This is a genomic window from Pseudomonas sp. ZT5P21 (genome assembly GCF_054897785.1).
This window is the reverse complement of sequence record NZ_CM142705.1, coordinates 5,037,440-5,058,662: the sequence shown is the minus strand read 5'-3', so window position 1 is coordinate 5,058,662 and position 21,223 is coordinate 5,037,440. Positions and strand designations below refer to the sequence as shown.

The window sequence follows — 21,223 nt, the reverse complement described above, 5'->3', positions numbered from 1 at the left end:
AGCAAGCTCGGCTCCTACAGGGGGCCGCGTGCACTGTTATAACTCACACGCCTTCCAGCAGCGCATCCGCTGGCGCTTCGAAGCGCTGTTTGGCGGTCAGTTGGAAATACAAATAACCGGCCGCCATGAAGCCAAGGAATACACAGCCGATCAGCGGGTTGAACCACGCCATCGCCACCAGGCACACCACCGCCAGAAACAGTGCGATTCCCGGCACGATGGGGTAACCCGGCGCGCGGAAGGTGCGTTCCAGGTTCGGCTCGGTTTTACGCAGTTTGAACAGGCTCAGCATACTGATGATGTACATCACGATGGCACCGAATACCGACATGGTGATCATCGCTGCCGTCAGCGTCATGCCTTGCAGGTTGACCAGGCCGTCGCTGTAGATCGCCGCGATGCCGATCACGCCGCCGGCCAGAATGGCGCGGTGCGGGGTCTGGAAGCGCGACAGTTTGGCCAGCGACCGCGGCAGGTAACCAGCCCGGGCCAGGGCGAAGAACTGACGCGAGTAGCCGAGAATGATCCCGTGGAAACTCGCTACCAGCCCGAACAGGCCGATCCAGACCAGCATGTGCATCCAGGTCGAATTGCTGCCGACCACGGCTTTCATCGCCTGAGGCAGCGGGTCGTTGATGTTCGACAGCTGGCGCCAGTCGCCCACGCCGCCCGCCATCACCATCACGCCGATTGCGAGGAACACCAACGTCAGAATGCCGCTGACGTACGCCCTGGGAATCGTGCGTTTCGGGTCCTTGGCTTCTTCAGCCGCCATCGCCGCGCCTTCAATGGCGAGGAAAAACCAGATCGCAAAAGGGATCGCCGCAAAGATGCCGGGGATCGATGCGAGGGTGAATTCGTTGGAACCCGACCAGCCATTAAGTGCGAAGTTACTGAAACTGAACCCCGGCGCGACCACGCCCATGAACACCAGCAGCTCGGCGACGGCCAGCACGGTGACCACCAGTTCGAAAGTCGCAGCAATGCTGACGCCCAGGATATTCAGGGTCATGAACACGAAATAGGCGCCAACGGCTGCGATCTTGGGATCAAGCTCCGGGTACTGAACGTTCAGGTAAGCGCCGATGGCCATGGCAATCGCCGGTGGCGCGAAGACGAATTCGATCAGGGTGGCGATGCCGGCGATCAGTCCGCCTTTCTCGCCGAAGGCCCGACGGCTGTAGGCAAACGGCCCGCCAGCGTGGGGAATGGCGGTGGTCAATTCAGTGAAGCTGAAGATGAAGCAGGTGTACATCGTCGCCACCATCAGCGCGGTGACGAGAAAGCCCAGGGTTCCTGCGGTGCCCCAGCCGTAACTCCAGCCAAAGTATTCGCCGGAAATCACCAGGCCGACGGCAATGCCCCATAAATGCAGGGTACCGAGTGTGGGTTTGAGCTGTGTGGAAGAAGTCATAAGTCCTCGCTGTCTTTTTTATTGTTTGATCTGTTGGACTTTCGGGAACGGCGTTTTCTTTGAAGCGAACACGCAAAGCCCGTGCCAGAGCGGCAGGGCGATGATCTGCGGTGTGTTTGAGGACGCCTTCGCTGGCAAGCCATGCTCCTACAGGTACGACGCAATCTTGTAGGAGCCGAGCTTGCTCGCGATAACCGTTACGCGGAATCGCGCCGGGTTAGAAGAACCCCAACGGATTGATGTCGTAGCTCACCAGCAGGTTTTTGGTCTGCTGATAATGATCGAGCATCATTTTGTGGGTTTCACGACCGACGCCAGACTTTTTGTACCCGCCGAACGCGGCATGCGCCGGGTACAGGTGGTAGCAGTTGGTCCACACGCGACCGGCCTTGATGGCGCGGCCCATGCGGTAGGCGCGGTTGATGTCGCGGGTCCAGAGGCCGGCACCCAGGCCAAACTCGGTGTCGTTGGCGATGGCGAGGGCTTCGGCTTCATCCTTGAAGGTAGTGATGCTCACCACCGGGCCAAAGATTTCTTCCTGGAACACGCGCATTTTGTTGGTGCCCTTGAGCAGGGTCGGCTGGATGTAATAACCAGTCGCGAGGCTGCCCTCGAGTTTTTCTATCTTGCCGCCGGTCAGCAGTTCGGCACCTTCGCCCTTGGCGATTTCCAGATACGAAAGGATTTTGTCGAATTGCTGCTCGGACGCCTGGGCGCCGACCATGGTGTCGGTGTCCAGTGGGTCGCCACGTTTGATTTGCAGGACTTTTTTCATCACCACTTTCATGAAATCGTCGTAGATCGACTCTTGCACCAATGCGCGGGAAGGGCAGGTGCAGACTTCGCCCTGGTTGAAGAACGCCAGCACCAGGCCTTCGGCGGCTTTTTCGATGAAGGTTTCTTCGGCTTGCATGATGTCGGCGAAGAAGATGTTCGGTGACTTGCCACCCAGCTCCACGGTGGACGGAATGATGTTTTCGGCGGCGCATTTCATGATGTGCGAGCCGACCGGGGTCGAGCCGGTGAAGGCGATTTTGGCGATGCGTTTGCTGGTGGCCAGGGCTTCACCGGCTTCTTTGCCGAAGCCTTGCACCACGTTCAGCACGCCCGGTGGCAGCAGGTCGCCGATCAGCTCCATCAGCACGGTAACGCCCAGCGGGGTTTGCTCGGCAGGTTTGAGCACCACGCAGTTACCGGCGGCCAGGGCCGGGGCGAGTTTCCACGCGGCCATCAGGATCGGGAAGTTCCACGGAATGATCTGCCCGACCACGCCCAGGGGTTCATGGATGTGATAGGCCACGGTGTTGCCATCGATCTCGGCAGCGCTGCCTTCCTGCGCGCGGATGCAACCGGCAAAGTAGCGGAAGTGGTCAGCAGCCAACGGAATGTCGGCGTTGAGGGTTTCGCGAACAGCTTTGCCGTTGTCCCAGGATTCGGTGATTGCCAGCAGTTCCAGGTTCTGCTCGATGCGGTCGGCGATTTTCAGCAGCACCAGCGAGCGAGCCTGAGCGGACGTGGCGCCCCAGGCATCGGCAGCGGCGTGGGCAGCGTCCAGGGCCTTGTCGATGTCTTCGGCCGTGGAGCGTGGGAATTCGGCAATCGGTTGGCCATTCACTGGCGAGGTATTGGTGAAGTACTGACCTTTGACAGGCGCGACGAATTCGCCGCCGATGTAGTTACCGTATTTGCTCTTGAACGAAACGATAGCGCCTTCAGTACCGGGGTGAGCGTAACGCATGGTGATTTCTCCTTGGCTTTTGTGCTTATAAGGGAGAGCGCATGTGCGCTTGATATAAGCGTAGAGCAAAGGTCGGGCCACTGCCTTGCAGGTCAGGTAAATCAAGGCCTTGCGCGATTTTTGTCGGACGGGCGGACGGCGCCTGTGACGGTTTCGGTACAGCTGTCGTGACACTTTGTACCGTTAGTGGTACGGCCTGTGACTGGGCAGTCTTGCAAGCGTTGCAATGCGCCGATGGCTGGAGGATGCTGGGCGTCACCTGAAGCAAGGGTCGCCGAGCCCCGGGGAGAATAATAAGAAATGCACGACAACCATTTAAGTCGCCATGCCCAGCAAGTGCTGACCGTGACCCAGGGCAAATCCCACCTGCACGGTCCCGGTAGCGATCCGTCCATTGCCCGTTCCTGGCTGCGTTGTCTTGAGGACTATCACCTCGACCCGGCCCTGACCATGGCGCCGACGGTGTTGGAACATGGCCGGGTCCTCGAAAGCCGCGAGCGCCTGCAGCAAGTGCTGCGCATCGCCGGCACTGAAATGAGCAGCCTGCATCAGCAGCTTTCCGGCGCCGGCCATGCGGTGCTGCTGACCGATGCGCGCGGGGTGATCCTCAACTGCGTGACCGCGCCCGCCGAGCGCAAGATTTTCGAGCGCGCCGGCCTCTGGCTCGGTGCCGACTGGAGCGAAGCCTGCGAAGGCACCAACGGTATCGGCACTTGCCTGGTCGAACGTCAGTCGCTGACCATTCACCAAGACGAACACTTTCGCGGCCGCCACACCGGGCTGACCTGCTCAGCGAGTCCGGTGTTCGACCCACATGGCGAACTGCTGGCGGTGCTCGACGTGTCCTCGGCGCGTCACGAAGTCTCGCGGCAAAGCCAGTTCCACACCATGGCCCTGGTCAATCTGTCGGCGAAGATGATCGAGAGCTGCTATTTCCTGCGTTATTTCGACAATCAGTGGTTGCTGCGTTTTCACCTGCAGGCCGAATCCGTCGGGCTGTTCAGCGAAGGGATGCTAGCGTTCGACGGGGAAGGGCGGATCTGTGCCGTCAACCAGAGTGCGCTCAACCTGCTGGGGCATGTTCGCGGCGGACTGCTGGGCCAACCGGTCGAAGCGTTTTTCGACTGCTCGCTGGATGAGTTGCTGGGCCGCGCGAGTGTAAATGCCAGCGCCAGTTGGCCGCTGCGCACCCGTGACGGGCGAAGCCTGTTTGCTGTGTTGCGTGGCCGGCCGCGTAGTATTCCGATGCCTGTGGCGACAGCTCCAGTGATTGCCGAGCCGACGCGCTTGTCGGGCATTTGTCTTGGCGACGCAGGGCTGCAGGAAGATTTCCGCAAGGCCCTGCGCGTCTTCGAACGGGACGTGCCGCTGTTGATCAACGGTGAAACCGGGTCCGGCAAAGAGGCTTTCGCCAAAGCGGTGCATCAGGCCAGCCAGCGGGCAGAAAAAGCCTTCGTCGCGCTCAATTGCGCGGCCATCCCCGAAAGCCTGATCGAGAGTGAACTGTTTGGTTATCGCGGCGGCAGCTTCACCGGTGCGCGCAAGGACGGCATGCGCGGCAAGTTGCAGCAGGCGGATGGCGGGACCTTGTTCCTTGATGAAATCGGCGACATGCCGCTGGCGTTGCAGACCCGGCTGTTAAGAGTGCTTGAGGATCGGCAAGTGGTGCCGATCGGGGGCGAGCCGGAGTCGGTCAACGTTCGGATCATCAGCGCGACGCACCGTAACTTGCTGGAGCGGGTGCAGGACGGCAGTTTTCGCGAGGATTTGTACTATCGGCTCAACGGTCTTGAGATCGCACTGCCAGCGTTACGCGAGCGCAGTGACAAATCCCGCTTGCTCGACTTTTTGCTGGAGCAAGAGGCGGGCGGGGAGACGGTGCTGATTGATGAGCCGGCACGCCAGGCGTTGTTGGGTTTTGCCTGGCCCGGGAATGTGCGGCAGTTGCGTAATGTGCTGCGTACGCTGGCGGCTTTGTGCGACGGCGGGCGGGTAGGGCTGGAGGATTTACCGGCGATGATTCGTCAGACGCGACCGATGCCGGTGGTTGTTGCCGTTGAACAGCCTTGCGAGCATCCCCTGGATGATGCCGAGCGACTGGCTTTGCTGAATGCGCTGGAGCAAACCCGTTGGCACATGACCCACACGGCGGAGCAACTGGGCGTCAGCCGTAACACTCTTTATCGAAAATTGCGTAAACACGGGATCGCCCGATAAACCGTGTCGCAGCCCTTCGCGAGCAAGCCCGCTCCCACATTGGATCGCCGGTGTTCACGGATTTGTGATCACTGGAGAGCCCAATGTGGGAGCGGGCTTGCTCGCGAAGGGGTCCTCAAGTCCGAAACACAAGGTGCGATTTTCCCTTCCCTACGCTAACCTGCGGCCATGTTTTACGAGGTCGACTATGCACATTCATATTCTTGGTATCTGCGGCACTTTCATGGGTTCGATGGCGGTTCTGGCCAAAGAGCTGGGCCATCACGTGACCGGCTCCGATGCCAACGTCTATCCGCCGATGAGCACTCAGCTTGAGGCTCAGGGCATTCAGCTGACCCAAGGCTACGACCCGGCGCAACTCGATCCGGCCCCGGATCTGGTGGTGATCGGCAACGCCATGTCGCGTGGTAACCCGGCCGTTGAATATGTGCTGAACAAAGGCCTGCCGTACGTTTCCGGCCCGCAATGGCTGGCGGACCACGTGCTGCAAGGTCGCTGGGTGCTGGCCGTCGCTGGTACGCACGGCAAAACCACCACCAGCAGCATGCTCGCCTGGGTGCTGGAGCATGCGGGCATGAGCCCCGGTTTCCTGATCGGCGGGGTGCCACAGAATTTCTCGGTGTCGGCGCGACTGGGCGGCACGCCGTTCTTCGTGATCGAAGCCGACGAATACGACAGTGCATTCTTCGACAAGCGCTCCAAGTTCGTTCATTACCGCCCGCGCACGGCGATCCTGAACAACCTGGAATTCGATCACGCTGACATCTTCCCCGATCTGCCCGCCATCGAGCGGCAGTTCCACCATTTGGTACGGACTATTCCAAGTGAAGGCCTGGTGATCCATCCGACCACCGAACCGGCGCTGCAGCGCGTGATCGACATGGGCTGCTGGACCCCAGTGCAAACCACCGGCGCGGGTGGCCAGTGGCAGGTCAAACTGCTGAGCGAAGACGGTTCGACATTCGAAGTGATGTTCGAAGGCGTCACGCAAGGTGTGGTCGAGTGGGACATGACCGGTCTGCACAACGTCGCCAACGCCCTGGCCACCTTGGCTGCCGCGCGTCATGTCGGTGTTGTGCCGTCCATGGGCATCGCTGCATTGAGAGCGTTCAAAAGCGTGAAACGCCGGATGGAGAAAGTCGCGGAAGTGCGGGGCATCACCATCTATGACGATTTCGCCCATCACCCGACGGCCATCGCCACGACGCTCGACGGTTTGCGCAAACGCATCGGCGACGCGCCGTTGATCGCCATCATCGAGCCACGTTCGAACTCCATGAAACTCGGCGCTCACCGCGATGGTTTGCCGGAAAGCGTGGTCGATGCCGATCAGGTGATCTGGTACGCACCGGCCAACCTCGGCTGGGACTTGGGCGCGACTGCCGCGTTGTGCACCGTACCGTCGATTGTCAGCGATTCCCTGGAAGGCATTATCGAACGCGTGAAGAGTCAGGCGCAGCCCGGTACTCACGTGGTGATCATGAGCAACGGCGGCTTCGGCGGCCTGCACGGTAAACTCGCCGAGGCGCTGCAATGAATAACGGTCCGGAACGCATCACGCTGGCGATGACCGGCGCTTCGGGCGCCCAGTACGGTTTGCGCCTGCTGGACTGCCTGATCCGCGAAGACCGCGAGGTGCACTTCCTGATTTCCAAGGCTGCGCAGCTGGTGATGGCCACCGAGACTGACGTTACGTTGCCGCCGAAAACCCAGATGATGCAGGCTTTCCTCACCGAATACACCGGCGCTGCCGCCGGGCAGATTCGGGTGTACGGCAAGGAAGACTGGATGTCGCCGGTGGCCTCGGGCTCAGGCGCGCCGGCAGCGATGGTGGTGGTGCCGTGTTCTACCGGGACGCTGTCGGCTATCGCGACCGGTGCCTGTAACAACCTGATCGAACGGGCCGCCGATGTCACGCTGAAGGAGCGTCGCCAGCTGATCCTGGTGCCGCGCGAAGCGCCGTATTCGAGCATTCATCTGGAGCACATGCTCAAGTTGTCGAACATGGGCGTGACAATCCTGCCAGCGTCGCCGGGCTTCTATCATCAGCCGCAAACCATCGATGACCTGATCGACTTCGTCGTGGCGCGGATTCTCAACCTGCTGAACATTCCACAAGACATGCTGCCGCGTTGGGGCGAACACCATCTGACCAGCGATGAATAAGCTGTTGATGATCGTGCTGGGGTTGCAACTGGCGGGTTGCGCCACGGTGCGCACGCTCGATGCCGCCAAGCCGGGCGCGCCGGTGGTGTACGCGGGGACACGGCTGGATTTGTATGCCTTGAACGGTGGTTGCTGCGCGATGGATCGTTTTGGTGCGCAGGCGCCGAGCTATCCTGGTGTTGATCTGCCGGCCAGTGCGTTGCTCGACACGCTATTGTTGCCGTTGTCGGTGCTTACAGTGATAGGCGTGAGTTTTCAAGCGACCGGCGGGTTGTAAGAGAGCGCTTCGCACTCTATCGCGAGCAAGCTCGCTCCCACATTGGATCTGTGAACGACACAGATCCAATGTGGGAGCGAGCTTGCTCGCGATGGCGTCCTGCCAGACGCCGCAGAGTTATTTGCCGAGTTTGCGCAACTCATCCGACTCAACAATCCGCAACCCATCCTGCTCCTCCAGCGCCAGTCGCCACATCGCCCGGGCCAGTTGGCAGGCTTCTATGCCGCGGTATTTGCCGGGGATCAAGCGGGACAACGGCCCGACGAATTGCTCGGCTGAGCGCGGTTCAAGACGATCGCCCAGCAAAATCGAAGGTCGACAAATGGTCAACTGCGGCCAATCCTGCGCGCGCAATGCGTATTCCATCTCGCCTTTGACCCGGTTGTAGAAAATCGAGGATCTGCGATCGGCCCCCAGGGCGCTGATCACGATCAAGTGCCGCGCGCCCATTTCCCGTGCGCGTTTGGCGAAGGCCACCACCATGTCCAGGTCAACCGCGCGGAATGCCGCTTCCGAGCCGGCCTGTTTGATCGTGGTGCCGAGACAGCAGTAGGCGATGTCGACGCGACCGTTCAGTTGCGGCAGAAACACCGCCGGGTCACCGACCGGGTTTTCCAGGTGCGGATGCTCGGCCAGCGGCCGGCGTGAGGGGGCCAATACGCGCGTAATCGTAGGCTCGTTGAGCAGGCGATCAAGCAAATGTTCACCGGTTAACCCGGTAGCTCCGGCAAGCAATACATGCTGAGGCGTCAGGTACATAGTGTTTCCCCCTTGATACTGTTCAGCTTAGTTGTTCTTTGCATCCTTGCTGCTGACGGAGACACTTTGTAGCGCTTTTCGTGCCTGCTGTTTGCGTAGAAGCTGCCAGTGGGAGAGAACGGTTTTCGGTGCCCAGATCTGCGGTTCAGAGGCTTCGAAGCTGTCTGCCAGTTCCCGCTCGGCCACGGTGGCCTTGGCCAGCTTGAAGGCTTGTTCCAGGTCGTCGGTCTGGTTCAGGGCCTGAGCGAACAGCGCGTCGCCGAAATACGTGAAATTGGCTTCTTCCGAGCACCCGAAAGACACGCGATCGGCGCGCGAGGCCGTCATGATCAACGTGCGTTCGTCCTTGAGGCCAGGGATGAAACCACCCGAGTAGCAAGACGAAATCACGACGATCTTGTCGCGGTTTTTCAGCGGCGCGAGCACGGCAGAGAGTTCGTCGGCCGGCAGGTCGGACAGTTCCATGCGCGGCTGGTCGAGCACGAGTTCGTGTTCGCTGGTGCCGTGGCTGGTCAGGTAGATAAAGATCAAATCCTCCGGGCCGCTGCGTTCGGCCAGTGTCAGCGCGGCACGGCGCAGGCTTTCCCGGGTGGCCATCGGCCGATCGACGAGGTGGTCGCGATGGTTTACCAGGCGGATCTGGCCAAACGCACCGAAGCGGCTGGTGAGCATGTTGCTGACGTAGTCGGATTCGCGCAGGAACACGCTTTGCTTGCCGTCACCGCCGACGGTCAGGCTGTACAGCTCGATCGCAGGGGTCGAGGCCGGCACATTGGCCAGTGCGTTTTCGAGCAAGCGCCCCTGGGCCAGCAAGCCGAGTTCGAGGCTGTCGGGCAGCAGCTTGCCATCGGCATCGCGTACTCGCTGGCCATTGACCCATGTGCCGCTCTGCACGGTGCCATCGGTCAGTACCAGCGTGCCGTGGCCTTGATAACTATCGCCGTCGAACTGGCCGATGTAGAAGCTGCCGTCGGGCAGGTTCAACCGGCCCTGGCCGGTGAAGCGCCAGTCGCTGAACTGACCGATGTAGTGGCTGCCGTCGGTGCCGATCAACTCGCCCTTGCCGTTCAGTGAGCCTTCCTTGAACTGACCGAGCCAGACATCGCCGTCGGCATTCTCGTAGCGGCCCTTGCCGTGCAGTTGGTTGTTCTTGAAACCGCCGACGTAAATATCGCCATCAGCGCTGTTGAACGTCCCGTTGCCTTCCAGCTGACCGTCCTTGAAGTGCCCGGTGAACTGATTGCCGCTGGCGTCGCCGCGCTGGCCTTCGCCGTTGGGCTTGCCATGGGCGAACTGACCTTGATACGAACTGCCGTCATCGAGCTCCAGGCGACCGAGCCCTGAATACTGATCGGCCTTGAATTCGCCACGGTAGGACATGCCGTTTTCTTTGAGGGTGCCTTCGCCTTCGCGTCGGCCCGCCTTGAAGCCGCCGGTGTAGCGGCTACCGCTGGTGGTCAGCGTGCCTTGGCCGTCGAACAGCCCCAGATTGAAATTGCCGCGATACACTTCGCCGTTGCTGCCGTGCCATTCGCCCTGGCCATGCCATTGGCCCCTGTCGAAACTGCCGGCGTACCAGCTACCGTTCGGGTAATCGACGCGGCCCTGGCCTTGCAGCAATCCGTTGACCAGATCACCACGATAGCGTCCACCGTCCGGCAGGCGGGCGTCGGGGGGCAACAGCGATTCGCCGTCACCGCACGCGGTGAGCAATAGGGTCAAGGCGAGAAGTGCAAGTGGGCGCATAGCGGGATCCGGGCAATTAGGCGATCGAGTATGCCGCAGCTCTAAGACCTTATATAGAGAGAGAAACACAGAGAGGTCGCGAAACAGCATGAGCTGCTTCGCATCCGGGAGGGCTTACACGAAGCAGAGTGACAACGGCTCGGCGATGTAGGCCGGTTTGTCCGAACCTTCAATCTCGAGCGTGGCGGTGACTTTGAGCAGCCATTGGCCGGGTTTCTTCTCGGTGACTTCGGTCAGATCGACCTTGAGTCGCACTTTCGAATCGACCTTGACCGGCTGAATGAACCGCACGCTGTCGAGGCCGTAGTTGACCACCATCTTCAAGCCTTCAGGAAGAACGAGAATGCCTTCCATCAGTTTGGGGATCAGCGACAGCGACAGGAAACCGTGGGCAATGGTGCTGCCAAATGGCGTTTGCGCGGCTTTGACCGGATCGACGTGGATGAACTGATAGTCCCCCGTGGCTTCGGCGAACAGGTTGATGCGGTCCTGATCGATGGTAAGCCATTCGGAACGTCCCAGTTCCTTGCCGACATAATCTTTGAGCTCTGCAGTGGAAACATAGGGCATTGAGACTCTCCTTCGGTTCATCGGTTTTATAGTTTTGAGGTGGGGGGATTTGACCTCCCGAATTACCACTTTAGATCAACATGGCAAATTGCTCCGGTCAACCGACCATGCTTTCGGCGAATGCCGGCCCATAGCGTTGGCGTGCTTATAATGCCGGGCGCGAATTTTCAGGGGAGAGGACGGATGTTGTTACGTGGCCTGACCTGGCTGGTGTTGTTCCAATTGCTGGGCACAGCCATCAACCATTTGTTTTTGCCGGTGCTGCCGGGGCCGATCATTGGCCTGTTGCTTCTGCTGGTGTACCTGATCGGCCGTGGCCAGGTGGGCGAACCGCTGAACCTGGCGGCCAGCAGCCTGCTGCGTTACCTGCCGTTGCTGCTGGTGCCGCCGGCGGTGGGCGTGATGGTTTACGCCAAGGACATTGCCGCGGATTTCTGGGCCATCGTTGGCGCGCTGGTGTTGTCGCTGTTGTTATCCATGGCCTTCGCCGGGGTGCTGATGCAGCGCATGATCAAGCGCCATGCGTACCGCGAGGACTCGCAATGATCTTCGACTGGCAAGGCGCCTGGGCGTCGGTGATTCATCATCCGTTGTTCGGCATCGGCATCACCCTCGGCGCTTATCAGCTTGTATTGGCGGCGTTCGAGAAAACCCGCTGGATCTTTCTGCAGCCAGTGCTGGTCTCCATGTTGTTGGTGATTGGCGTATTGGTGGGCTGCGGCCTGACGTACGCCGAGTACCGCAAAAGCACCGAGATCCTCAGTATTTTGCTCGGCCCTGCAACGGTCGCGCTGGCCGTGCCGCTTTACCTCAATCTGCGGCGGATCCGGCAGTTGTTCTGGCCGATTTTTACTACGCTGGTGATAGGCGGAGTGGTCGCCACCGGCATGGGCGTGCTGCTGGGCTGGTCGTTCGGTGCCGAACACATGATCCTGATGACTATGGCGCCGAAGTCGGTGACGTCGCCGATTGCCATGCTGGTGGCCGAACAGATCGGTGGCGTCGCGGCGCTGGCGGCGGTGTTTGTGTTGATCACCGGCGTGATCGGGGCGATCTTTGGGCCGAGCCTGCTGAATCGGCTCGGCGTCCACAGCCCCGAGGCGCGCGGCATGGCGCTGGGCATGACCGCCCATGCGGTCGGCACGGCGGTGGCCATGCAGGAAAGTGAAGAATGCGGCGCCTTCGCGGCGCTGGCAATGAGTCTGATGGGTGTGGCCACGGCGGTATTCCTGCCGTTGGCAGTGTCGATGGTGGTGTAAGGAAATGTCTATGAGCTTGCCGCTTTTCCCGCTGAACACGGTGCTGTTTCCTGGCTGCATCCTCGACTTGCAGATTTTCGAGGCGCGTTACCTGGACATGATCAGCCGCTGCATGAAACAAGGTGGCGGCTTCGGCGTGGTGTGCATCCTCGAGGGCGAAGAAGTCGGCATCGCGCCGGCGGGCTATGCGCTGGTCGGCTGTGAAGCGCTGATCACTGATTTCAAGCAGCAGGACAACGGCCTGCTGGGCATTCGGGTTCAGGGCGGACGGCGTTTTCACGTGCTGCGCACCGAAGTCCAGCGCGATCAGTTGACCGTCGCCGAAATCGAGTGGCTGGAAGACGAGCCCGAGCAACCGTTGCAGGACGAAGACGCCGACCTCGTCGCACTGCTCAAGGCCCTGGCCGAGCACCCGATGGTCGAAGCGTTGAACATGGGCACCGAGGCCACCGGTCAACAATCACTGGCCAATCAGCTGGCGTACCTGTTGCCGTTCGCCGAATTGGACAAGATCGACCTGCTGCAACTCGATGATCCGCAGCAGCGACTGGATGCGATCCAGGCATTGTTGGATGAGTTGCAGGGTGAGTTGTTTGCCTGATGCGCGCTAAAAGATCGCAGGCTGCGATCTTCCACTGACTAATAGGCGTATCTCACCATCGCGAGCGGCAAATGCCGCAACGCAAAGAAGCTGAACAGTGCCACCAGCGCTGGCAACACCAGCCACCAGATCTTGGGTGGCATGGCGTTGAGCGGTGTCTGACGTTGAATCAACCCCAGGCTCGCCGCACAGACACACGCCGCCAGCATGGCGCCGGCCAGCACATCCGTTGGCCAATGCGCGCCCAGGTACACGCGTGACAACGCAATCGCCAGCGCCGGCAGGCAACCCAGCAGCAGCCAGGTCAGTCGCATCCGCGGCGGTTGTCCACGGCCGGCAAGAACGGCGAGGGTCAGAAACAGCGCGAAGGAGCCGGACGCGTGGCCGCTTGGCATGCTGTAAGTCACCAGTGGATCACTTAACACTTCCGGGCGCACGCGGGCGAAAAACTGTTTTGTGAACGTGTTGCCGAGTGCGGTGAAGAGTAGGGTGCTACCCGCGAAAATCGCCTGTCGCCATTGCCGGGTAAGCAGCAGCAAGCCGGTCAGCAGGGCGCTGAACAGCAGCATGTTGCGAAATTCGCCGATCAGCGTGAAGGTGACGGCGATTTCATCGAGCGTCAAGCTGCGGTGTTCCTGCACCAGCGTCATCACGCCCTGATCGAGCGCGGTCAGGTGGGGGTAACCGATAAACAGGCCCCCCAGGATCAGAAAACTCATGCTGGCGATCAGTATTGTCGCTTTGCGATGGCGGCGCAGGCTGCTGGTCACGCTCAAGCCCACCATCAGTGCGATACTGCCGGCGACGATCCCGGCCTCAGGCCAGAAACCTTCCGGCAACGGCAAGCGAATCGCCGCTCCGGTGGCCCAGCCGGGCAGCAGATACGCGACGCTCCAACCGGCTGTGGCCAGGAGGCTGACAGCGACGAAACGCGGGAAGGGCATGTCGAACATCCCGGCGACCATCGGCAGCATCGGCCGCAATGGCCCGATGAACCGTCCGACCAGCAGGCTGGCAATGCCATAGCGCTGGAAGTAAGCCTCGGCGCTGGCGATCCATTCCGGGTGATGGCGCAGGCCGGGCAGACGCCGGATGTTCTGATGGAAATGTCGCCCCACAAAGTAGGAAACGATATCGCCCAGCACGCCGGCGACGAATCCCAGCAGCAATGTTTCGCTCAACGACAGCGCACCGCTACCGGCCAGCACCGCAACCGCAAACAGCAACACCGTGCCGGGTACGATCAGTCCGGCAATCGCCAGGCATTCCACGAAGGCCACAACGAATACTGCCGCGGCCAGCCACTGCGGATTCGCCGCCAGCCATCCGGTCACGCTATCGAGCCATGGGCCCATAAAAACAACTCCATTGAATTTTTATAATCGCCGCCAGGGACGAACACATTCTATAAAACACCGCAGTCCCCTTGTGGGAGCGGGCTTGCTCGCGAAAGCGGACTGACAGTCGAAGTGGATGTCGCCTGACACTCCGCTTTCGCGAGCAAGCCCGCTCCCACAGTTGATTCGCGTTGAATCAACCTTATGTCAGCAAAAAATAATCCCGCCCTTCGACCTGCCCCCTCCGCAGCGGGTTCCGTGTGCAAAACGGCGCGTAAGCCGCATCGACAAAGCGGTACATCAAATGCTCATCGCGCCCATGGGGGATACCTAGCCGCGTGGTTTGAATGATATGGCCAGGCGCCGGGCCCACATCTTCCACGAGCAATACCTCGTGATCGAAGCGCTTGGCGTCCCAGACCGGCACCTTCAGGCCCAGCGCCTTGCACAGTAGTGTTTGCCCGGCGCAAAGTTTTTGAGGCGGGCGAGGCCGGCCCCGGGCATCCGGGTTATTCAACAGCATCTGTGCCAGGCTCGCTGGCCCGCTGAGTTCATCAACCCATGGATAGCCGGATTTGATCAGTACCGCATTGCCCGGACCTTGAGCGCTGAAGTTCAGGGAATCGCCGCCACGGGCGTAATACATATAGATATGGCCACCATCAAGAAACAAAGCCTTGCGCTTTTCTGTGTAGCCAAGAGAGGCATGGCTGCCTTTTTCTTCAAAGTAATAGGCTTCGGTCTCAATGATTCGGGCGCTGAGCCACAGCTCACCAACTCGATGACGGATGACTTTAGTGAGTAAATCCCGGGCCAGCGTTTGCGCATCCCGGTCGAAAAACGCGTCCGGTAGCCCGGTGGGCGGGCCCGCAGCGGTCGCACGAACAGTCAGGTTGGACATGATGAACGGCATTTATCAAAGCTGATTGAGTCGTGATGATAACAATTTGCAGCTTAATCACGGCTGAACGTCGGCAAATTGCCCTCCATTTCGACCATCCGCCCGTCACCGCTGTTAGTCGAGGGACGTGACAGCTATAATCTGCCGCTTTCCTCTTTACCAAGACCACAGCAGACGATGACTGAGTCCGTTCTTGATTACATGACCCGTTTGGGTCGCGCAGCCCGCGAAGCTTCTCGCTTCATCGGCCGTGCCAGCACCGCGCAGAAAAACCGCGCCTTGCAGGCTGCAGCCAATGCGCTGGACGCCGCTCGCGCCGAGCTGGCAGCTGCCAATGAACTGGATTTGGCCGCTGGCCGCGCCAATGGTCTTGAGCCTGCACTGCTCGAACGCCTCGCACTGACCTCTGAGCGCATTGACGGCATGATCGTCGGTCTGCGTCAGGTTGCAGCGTTGCCGGACCCGGTCGGCGCCATTCGCGACATGAGCTTCCGTCCGTCGGGGATTCAGGTCGGCAAGATGCGCGTGCCGCTGGGCGTGATCGGGATCATTTACGAATCCCGGCCCAACGTGACGATCGATGCCGCCAGTCTGTGCCTGAAGTCCGGTAATGCGACCATCTTGCGTGGCGGTTCCGAAGCGATTCATTCCAACCGTGCCATTGCCGCCTGCATCCAGCGCGGTCTGGCCGAGGCCGGTCTGCCGGCCGCGGTGGTTCAAGTGGTCGAAACCACTGACCGTGCCGCCGTGGGCGCGCTGATCACCATGCCGGAGTACGTCGACGTCATCGTGCCCCGTGGCGGCCGTGGCCTGATCGAGCGCGTCAGTCGTGATGCACGCGTTCCGGTCATCAAGCATCTGGACGGCATCTGCCACGTTTATGTCAGTGCCCACGCCGATTTGCCGAAAGCCCAGCGCATCGCTTTCAATGCCAAGACGTACCGTTATGGCATCTGCGGTGCGATGGAGACGCTGTTGGTGGATAAAACCGTTGCCAAAGATTTCCTGCCGTCGATGACTGCACAGTTCCGCGAAAAAGGCGTGGAGCTGCGTGGTTGCGAACGTACGCGGGCGATCATCGATGCCGCGGTGGCCACCGAAGAAGACTGGAACACCGAATACCTGGCGCCGATCCTCTCGATCCGTGTGGTCGACGGTCTGGATCAGGCCATCGAGCACATTAATAAGTACGGCTCTCATCACACCGATTCGATTGTCAGCGAACACCAGGGCGACACCCGGCGTTTCGTGGCTGAAGTCGACTCGTCGTCGGTGATGATCAACACCCCGACCTGCTTTGCCGATGGCTTCGAATACGGATTGGGTGCCGAGATTGGCATTTCTACTGATAAGCTGCACGCCCGCGGCCCGGTGGGTCTCGAAGGCCTGACCTGCGAGAAGTACATCGTGGTCGGTGATGGCCAGTTGCGCGGCCAGGCGTTGGTCTGACTTGGGCGACCTTAATCCGTCGGCCCCGGTAACCGCCAGCGAACCTGCGCCTCGACGTATCGGCATGCTGGGCGGGACGTTCGACCCGGTGCACATCGGCCATTTGCGCGGTGCGCTGGAAGTCGCCGAATCGCTGGCGCTCGATGAGTTACGACTGACACCCAGTGCCAGGCCGCCTCATCGTGGCACGCCGCAGGTGTCGGCGAAGGACCGTCTGGCGATGGTCGAGTGCGCGGTGGCCGGTGTGGCCCCGTTGGTGGTGGATGCTCGCGAATTGCAGCGGGACAAGCCGTCCTACACCATCGACACCCTGGAACTGATGCGCGCCGAACTGGCTGCTCAAGACCAGGTTTTTCTACTTTTGGGCTGGGACGCGTTTTGCGGCCTGCCTACTTGGCACCGCTGGGAAGAGTTGCTCCAGCATTGCCACATCCTGGTGCTGCAACGCCCGGATGCCGACAGCGAACCGCCGGATGCCTTGCGCAACCTGCTGGCAGCGCGCTCGGTGAGCGACCCGCTGGCCCTCAAAGGGCCGAGCGGACAGATTGCATTCGTCTGGCAGACGCCGCTCGCGGTATCCGCCACCCAGATCCGTCAACTGCTGGCCAGCGGTAAGTCGGTACGTTTCCTGGTGCCCGACGCGGTCCTGGCCTACATCGATGCGCACGGACTCTACCGTGCGTCGAACTGAAAAAGGGTGCGCTTCAAGGCACGTGAATGCGTGTATCGAAGCGGCCGAACATACGAGCAAAACGAGTTTTATATGACTGATAAAGACGTAGCTAAAGTAAAGCGCAAAGGCACATTCAAGAGCGCCCCGCTGCCAGTAGCAGCTGCAACCGGCCCTGAGCTGGTCGGCGAAGAACTGGTCAAGGTTGCCGTAGCGGCCCTGGAAGACGTCAAGGCCCAGGACATTCAGGTGATCGACGTTCGTGAAAAGCAGAGCATCACTGACTTCATGATCATCGCCACCGGTACATCCAACCGCCAGATCGGCGCGATGCTGGACAAGGTCCGCGAGGCCGTCAAAGCCCAAGGCGTCAAGCCGCTGGGTGAAGAAGGCAAGGGCGACAGCGACTGGGTGTTGCTGGATATGGATGACGTCATCGTGCACATGATGACCGCCTCGGCTCGCCAGTTCTATGACCTGGAGCGCCTGTGGGCCGGTGCCGAGCAAAGCCGTTCGGCCAGCGCCGCGCATCACAGCCCGGAAAACACCCATGAGCATTTCACCAAGCTCAACAAAGACCAGCAATAAGGGAACGCTGTGCGACTGCGACTGATCGCCGTCGGTTCACGCATGCCCAAATGGGTGGAAGAAGGCTGGCATGAATATGCCAAGCGTCTTCCATCCGAGCTGGCGCTGGAACTGGTGGAAATACCGCTCAATACCCGTGGCAAGAACGCCGACGTGGCGCGCTTCATCCGTCAGGAAGGCGAAGCCATGCTGGCCAAGGTCGGGCCGAACGAGCGCGTTGTCACCCTCGAAGTCCACGGCAAGCCCTGGAGCACCGAGCAGTTGGCGGTCGAACTCGATCGTTGGCGGCTCGACTCGCGCACGGTGAATTTCATGGTCGGCGGCCCCGAAGGGCTGGCGCCGGAAGTCTGTGCGCGGGCCGATCAGCGCTGGTCGTTGTCGCCGTTGACGTTGCCGCACCCGCTGGTGCGGATTCTGATCGGCGAACAGCTGTACCGTGCCTGGACAGTTTTGTCCGGCCACCCTTACCACAAGTAGTTCTGCCTCATGTCCCAACCGATCCGCATCAAGGACCACGAAAAAGACGCCCGTCTGGTGCGTGGCCGCGTCGTGTTCGGGGCCATTGCGGTGGTGCTGCTTATCGGCGTGCTGATCGCTCGCCTGTATTTCCTGCAGGTGATTCAGTACGAGTACCACTCGACCCTGTCGGAAAACAACCGCGTCCATGTGCAGCCTATTCCGCCGACCCGTGGACTGATCTTCGACCGTAATGGGGTGGTGGTGGCCGACAACCGGCCAAGCTTCAGCCTGAGCATGACCCGCGAGCGTTCCGGCGACTGGCAGCAAGTGCTCGACGTGATCGTCGAAGTGCTGGAGATGACGCCCGAGGATCGGGTGATCTTCGAGAAACGCATGCGCCAGGGGCGTCGGCCATTCGAACCGGTGCCGATCCTGTTCGAGCTGACCGAAGAACAGATCGCCCGCATCGCCGTGAACCAGTTCCGCCTCCCGGGTGTTGAAGTGGTTGCGCAACTGGTGCGGCATTACCCGCAGGGCGCGCACTTTGCGCACTCGGTGGGTTACATGGGGCGAATCAACGAGAAAGAGCTGAAGTCCCTCGATCCGGTCAATTACAGCGGCACCCACCACATCGGCAAGACCGGCATCGAGCGGTTCTACGAGCCCGAGCTGCACGGTCAGGTGGGTTACGAAGAAGTCGAAACCAATGCGCGAGGCCGCGTGTTGCGGGTGCTCAAACGCACCGATCCGATTCCCGGCAAGGACATTGTCCTGAGCCTGGACATCAAATTGCAGGAAGCCGCGGAAGCGGCACTCGGCGGTCGCCGTGGCGCGGTGGTGGCGCTGGACCCGGCGACCGGCGAAGTGCTGGCAATGGTCAGTCAGCCGAGTTTCGACCCGAACCTGTTCGTCACTGGTATCAGCTTCAAGGCTTACTCCGAGTTGCGCGACTCCATCGACCGGCCGCTGTTCAACCGCGTGCTGCGCGGACTGTATCCGCCGGGTTCGACCATCAAACCGGCGGTGGCGGTTGCCGGTCTGGACGCGGGTGTGGTGACGGCGTCGAGCCGGGTGTACGACCCCGGCTATTACCAGTTGCCCAATTACGATCACAAATACCGGAACTGGAACCGCACCGGTGATGGCTATGTCGATCTGGACACGGCGATCATGCGGTCAAACGACACCTACTTCTACGATCTCGCGCACAAACTGGGGATTGATCGGCTGTCGGCCTACATGAGCAAATTCGGCATCGGCCAGAAGGTGTCGCTGGACATGTTCGAAGAGTCGCCGGGGTTGATGCCGACACGGGAATGGAAGCGCGCGACACGTCGCCAGGCCTGGTTCCCGGGCGAAACGCTGATCCTCGGGATCGGTCAGGGCTACATGCAATCCACGCCGCTGCAACTGGCCCAAGCCACGGCGCTAGTGGCCAGCAAAGGCGTGTGGAACCGTCCGCACCTAGCCAAGACCGTCGAGGGCGAAAGGCCCAAAGATGACAATCCGATGCCGAACATCGTTCTGCGCGATCCGTCGGACTGGACCAAGGTCAACCACGGCATGCAACAGGTCATGCACGGGGCGCGGGGCACGGCACGCAAAGCGGCGATCGGCGCGCAATACCGCATCGCCGGCAAAAGTGGTACGGCCCAGGTGGTCGCGATCAAGCAGGGTGAGAAGTACGACCGCTCCAAGGTTCAGGAACGCCATCGCGACCACGCCTTGTTCGTCGGCTTCGCGCCAGCCGACAACCCGAAAATCGTGGTGTCGGTGATGGTCGAGAACGGCGAATCCGGTTCCGGCGTTGCCGCGCCGGTGGTGCGCCAGGTCATGGACGCCTGGCTCCTCGATCAGGACGGCCATCTCAAAGCCGAATACGCCAGCCCTATCAGTGCGGAGGCTACGGCCCGTGAAGAATAATTTCGATCGCATTCTCTCCAGCGAGGATGTGATGCGTCGCCGGGCGACGCTGCTGCAACGCATGCACATCGATGGCCCGTTGCTGATCCTGCTGCTGACCCTCGCCGCCGGCAGCCTGTTCGTGCTCTATTCGGCCAGCGGCAAGAGCTGGGATCTGTTGGCCAAACAAGCCACGTCGTTCGGCATCGGCCTGGTGTCGATGATCGTCATCGCCCAGTTCGAGCCGCGCTTCATGGCGCGCTGGGTACCGGTCGGTTATGTGCTCGGCGTGCTGTTGCTGGTGGTGGTGGACGTCATGGGCCACAACGCCATGGGCGCCACACGCTGGATCAACATTCCAGGGGTGATTCGCTTCCAGCCTTCCGAGTTCATGAAGATCCTGATGCCGGCCACCATCGCCTGGTATTTGTCCAAACGCACCTTGCCGCCGCAGCTGAAGCACGTGGGCGTCAGTCTGTTTCTGATCGGTTTGCCGTTCATCCTGATCGTGCGCCAGCCCGACCTCGGTACTTCGTTGCTGATTCTCGCGGGCGGTGCGTTCGTGCTGTTTATGGGTGGCCTGCGCTGGCGCTGGATTCTCAGCGTGCTCGCCGCCGCCGTGCCGGTGGCCGTGGCGATGTGGTACTTCATCATGCACGACTACCAGAAGCAGCGAATCCTGACGTTCCTCGATCCGGAAAGCGATCCGCTGGGTACTGGCTGGAACATCATTCAGTCTAAAGCCGCCATCGGTTCCGGCGGCGTGTTCGGCAAGGGCTGGCTGCTGGGCACCCAGTCGCACCTGGACTTCCTGCCGGAAAGCCACACTGACTTCATTATTGCGGTGATGGGCGAGGAATTCGGTCTGGTGGGCATCTGCGCACTGCTGCTGATTTACCTGCTATTGATCGGCCGCGGGCTGGTGATTACCGCCCAGGCCCAGACATTGTTCGGCAAATTGCTCGCGGGCGCCCTCACCATGACGTTTTTTGTTTACGTTTTCGTCAACATCGGTATGGTCAGTGGCCTGTTGCCGGTTGTGGGGGTGCCGTTGCCGTTCATTAGCTACGGAGGAACTTCGCTGGTCACGCTGCTGTCAGCGTTTGGGGTTTTGATGTCGATCCATACCCATCGTAAGTGGATCGCACAGGTTTGAATAAGGTGAAGAGT

20 protein-coding genes are annotated in these 21,223 nt (G+C 60.7%); 13 read left to right on the top strand and 7 right to left on the bottom strand.

Annotated features, from left to right (window positions below; translation table 11 throughout):
- Positions 1 to 43 precede the first annotated feature (43 nt).
- Both eat and exaC read right to left on the bottom strand, forming a co-directional pair.
- A complete protein-coding gene (gene eat / locus ACYZT9_RS23540; protein ID WP_462007646.1) occupies positions 44 to 1,414 on the bottom strand; it encodes an ethanolamine permease in 1,371 nt (456 codons plus the stop codon).
- Positions 1,415 to 1,631: 217 nt separating this feature from the next.
- A complete protein-coding gene (exaC, locus tag ACYZT9_RS23535) occupies positions 1,632 to 3,152 on the bottom strand; it encodes an acetaldehyde dehydrogenase ExaC (protein WP_462007645.1) in 1,521 nt (506 codons plus the stop codon).
- 300 nt (positions 3,153 to 3,452) lie between these two features.
- Here exaC and ACYZT9_RS23530 point away from each other — a divergent pair, with 300 nt between their 5' ends.
- The 4 genes from ACYZT9_RS23530 (at position 3,453) to ACYZT9_RS23515 (ending at position 7,812) form a co-directional block, all read left to right on the top strand.
- A complete protein-coding gene (locus ACYZT9_RS23530; RefSeq protein ID WP_462007644.1) occupies positions 3,453 to 5,369 on the top strand; it encodes a sigma-54-dependent Fis family transcriptional regulator in 1,917 nt (638 codons plus the stop codon).
- A 187-nt stretch (positions 5,370 to 5,556) separates the two neighbouring features.
- Positions 5,557 to 6,906 carry a UDP-N-acetylmuramate:L-alanyl-gamma-D-glutamyl-meso-diaminopimelate ligase gene (gene mpl, locus ACYZT9_RS23525; RefSeq protein ID WP_462007643.1) on the top strand — a complete coding sequence of 450 codons (1,350 nt, stop codon included), beginning with the start codon at positions 5,557 to 5,559 and terminating at the stop codon, positions 6,904 to 6,906.
- Entirely contained in the window at positions 6,903 to 7,535 is a 633-nt protein-coding gene (gene ubiX / locus ACYZT9_RS23520) for a flavin prenyltransferase UbiX (RefSeq protein ID WP_128871424.1), read from the top strand. The genes mpl and ubiX overlap by 4 nt, the downstream gene beginning before the upstream one ends.
- The gene (locus ACYZT9_RS23515; RefSeq protein WP_462007642.1) at positions 7,528 to 7,812 is read left to right on the top strand and encodes a YceK/YidQ family lipoprotein; all 285 of its coding nucleotides are present in this window, start codon (positions 7,528 to 7,530) and stop codon (positions 7,810 to 7,812) included. The genes ubiX and ACYZT9_RS23515 overlap by 8 nt, the downstream gene beginning before the upstream one ends.
- Positions 7,813 to 7,929: 117 nt before the next feature.
- Here ACYZT9_RS23515 and ACYZT9_RS23510 read toward each other — a convergent pair whose 3' ends face one another.
- The 3 genes from ACYZT9_RS23510 to ACYZT9_RS23500 form a co-directional block, all read right to left on the bottom strand.
- Entirely contained in the window at positions 7,930 to 8,571 is a 642-nt protein-coding gene (locus tag ACYZT9_RS23510; protein WP_462007641.1) for an oxidoreductase, read from the bottom strand.
- 27 nt (positions 8,572 to 8,598) lie between these two features.
- On the bottom strand, positions 8,599 to 10,317 hold the full coding sequence (locus tag ACYZT9_RS23505) for a C13 family peptidase (protein WP_462007640.1): 1,719 nt from the start codon (positions 10,315 to 10,317) through the stop codon (positions 8,599 to 8,601).
- A 114-nt stretch (positions 10,318 to 10,431) separates the two neighbouring features.
- A complete protein-coding gene (locus tag ACYZT9_RS23500; RefSeq protein WP_462007639.1) occupies positions 10,432 to 10,887 on the bottom strand; it encodes a MaoC family dehydratase in 456 nt (151 codons plus the stop codon).
- A gap of 183 nt (positions 10,888 to 11,070) precedes the next feature.
- Between ACYZT9_RS23500 and ACYZT9_RS23495 the strand changes: the two genes are divergently transcribed.
- The 3 genes from ACYZT9_RS23495 to ACYZT9_RS23485 are packed head-to-tail and all read left to right on the top strand — an operon-like array spanning position 11,071 to position 12,747.
- Positions 11,071 to 11,433, top strand: coding sequence for a CidA/LrgA family protein (locus ACYZT9_RS23495; RefSeq protein ID WP_462007638.1), 363 nt, complete (start codon positions 11,071 to 11,073; stop codon positions 11,431 to 11,433).
- Positions 11,430 to 12,146: an LrgB family protein gene (locus tag ACYZT9_RS23490; RefSeq protein WP_084319699.1), complete on the top strand. Its 717-nt coding sequence runs from the start codon at positions 11,430 to 11,432 to the stop codon at positions 12,144 to 12,146. The genes ACYZT9_RS23495 and ACYZT9_RS23490 overlap by 4 nt, the downstream gene beginning before the upstream one ends.
- Positions 12,147 to 12,156: 10 nt before the next feature.
- A complete protein-coding gene (locus tag ACYZT9_RS23485) occupies positions 12,157 to 12,747 on the top strand; it encodes an LON peptidase substrate-binding domain-containing protein (RefSeq protein WP_462007637.1) in 591 nt (196 codons plus the stop codon).
- 38 nt (positions 12,748 to 12,785) lie between these two features.
- Here ACYZT9_RS23485 and ACYZT9_RS23480 read toward each other — a convergent pair whose 3' ends face one another.
- Together ACYZT9_RS23480 and ACYZT9_RS23475 are read right to left on the bottom strand one after the other, a co-directional pair.
- Positions 12,786 to 14,102: a bifunctional DedA family/phosphatase PAP2 family protein gene (locus tag ACYZT9_RS23480; RefSeq protein WP_462007636.1), complete on the bottom strand. Its 1,317-nt coding sequence runs from the start codon at positions 14,100 to 14,102 to the stop codon at positions 12,786 to 12,788.
- Between the two features lie 184 nt (positions 14,103 to 14,286).
- Entirely contained in the window at positions 14,287 to 14,985 is a 699-nt protein-coding gene (locus ACYZT9_RS23475) for a DNA-3-methyladenine glycosylase (protein ID WP_462007635.1), read from the bottom strand.
- Between the two features lie 177 nt (positions 14,986 to 15,162).
- On the opposite strand from ACYZT9_RS23475, the gene ACYZT9_RS23470 reads away from it, so the two are divergent.
- The 6 genes from ACYZT9_RS23470 to rodA all read left to right on the top strand — a co-directional run bounded on the left by ACYZT9_RS23470 (position 15,163) and on the right by rodA (position 21,209).
- Positions 15,163 to 16,434 carry a glutamate-5-semialdehyde dehydrogenase gene (locus ACYZT9_RS23470; RefSeq protein ID WP_462007634.1) on the top strand — a complete coding sequence of 424 codons (1,272 nt, stop codon included), beginning with the start codon at positions 15,163 to 15,165 and terminating at the stop codon, positions 16,432 to 16,434.
- A 1-nt stretch (position 16,435) separates the two neighbouring features.
- Positions 16,436 to 17,125 (top strand): nicotinate-nucleotide adenylyltransferase, encoded by a 690-nt coding sequence (gene nadD / locus ACYZT9_RS23465; protein WP_462007632.1) that lies wholly within the window; start codon positions 16,436 to 16,438, stop codon positions 17,123 to 17,125.
- 72 nt (positions 17,126 to 17,197) lie between these two features.
- On the top strand, positions 17,198 to 17,692 hold the full coding sequence (rsfS, locus tag ACYZT9_RS23460) for a ribosome silencing factor (RefSeq protein ID WP_462007631.1): 495 nt from the start codon (positions 17,198 to 17,200) through the stop codon (positions 17,690 to 17,692).
- Positions 17,693 to 17,701: 9 nt separating this feature from the next.
- Complete coding sequence (gene rlmH, locus ACYZT9_RS23455) at positions 17,702 to 18,169, top strand: 23S rRNA (pseudouridine(1915)-N(3))-methyltransferase RlmH (protein ID WP_007937439.1); 468 nt, start codon at positions 17,702 to 17,704, stop codon at positions 18,167 to 18,169.
- A 9-nt stretch (positions 18,170 to 18,178) separates the two neighbouring features.
- Positions 18,179 to 20,074: a penicillin-binding protein 2 gene (gene mrdA / locus ACYZT9_RS23450; protein WP_462007630.1), complete on the top strand. Its 1,896-nt coding sequence runs from the start codon at positions 18,179 to 18,181 to the stop codon at positions 20,072 to 20,074.
- A 31-nt stretch (positions 20,075 to 20,105) separates the two neighbouring features.
- Positions 20,106 to 21,209 carry a rod shape-determining protein RodA gene (gene rodA / locus ACYZT9_RS23445; RefSeq protein ID WP_462010279.1) on the top strand — a complete coding sequence of 368 codons (1,104 nt, stop codon included), beginning with the start codon at positions 20,106 to 20,108 and terminating at the stop codon, positions 21,207 to 21,209.
- Positions 21,210 to 21,223 lie beyond the last annotated feature (14 nt).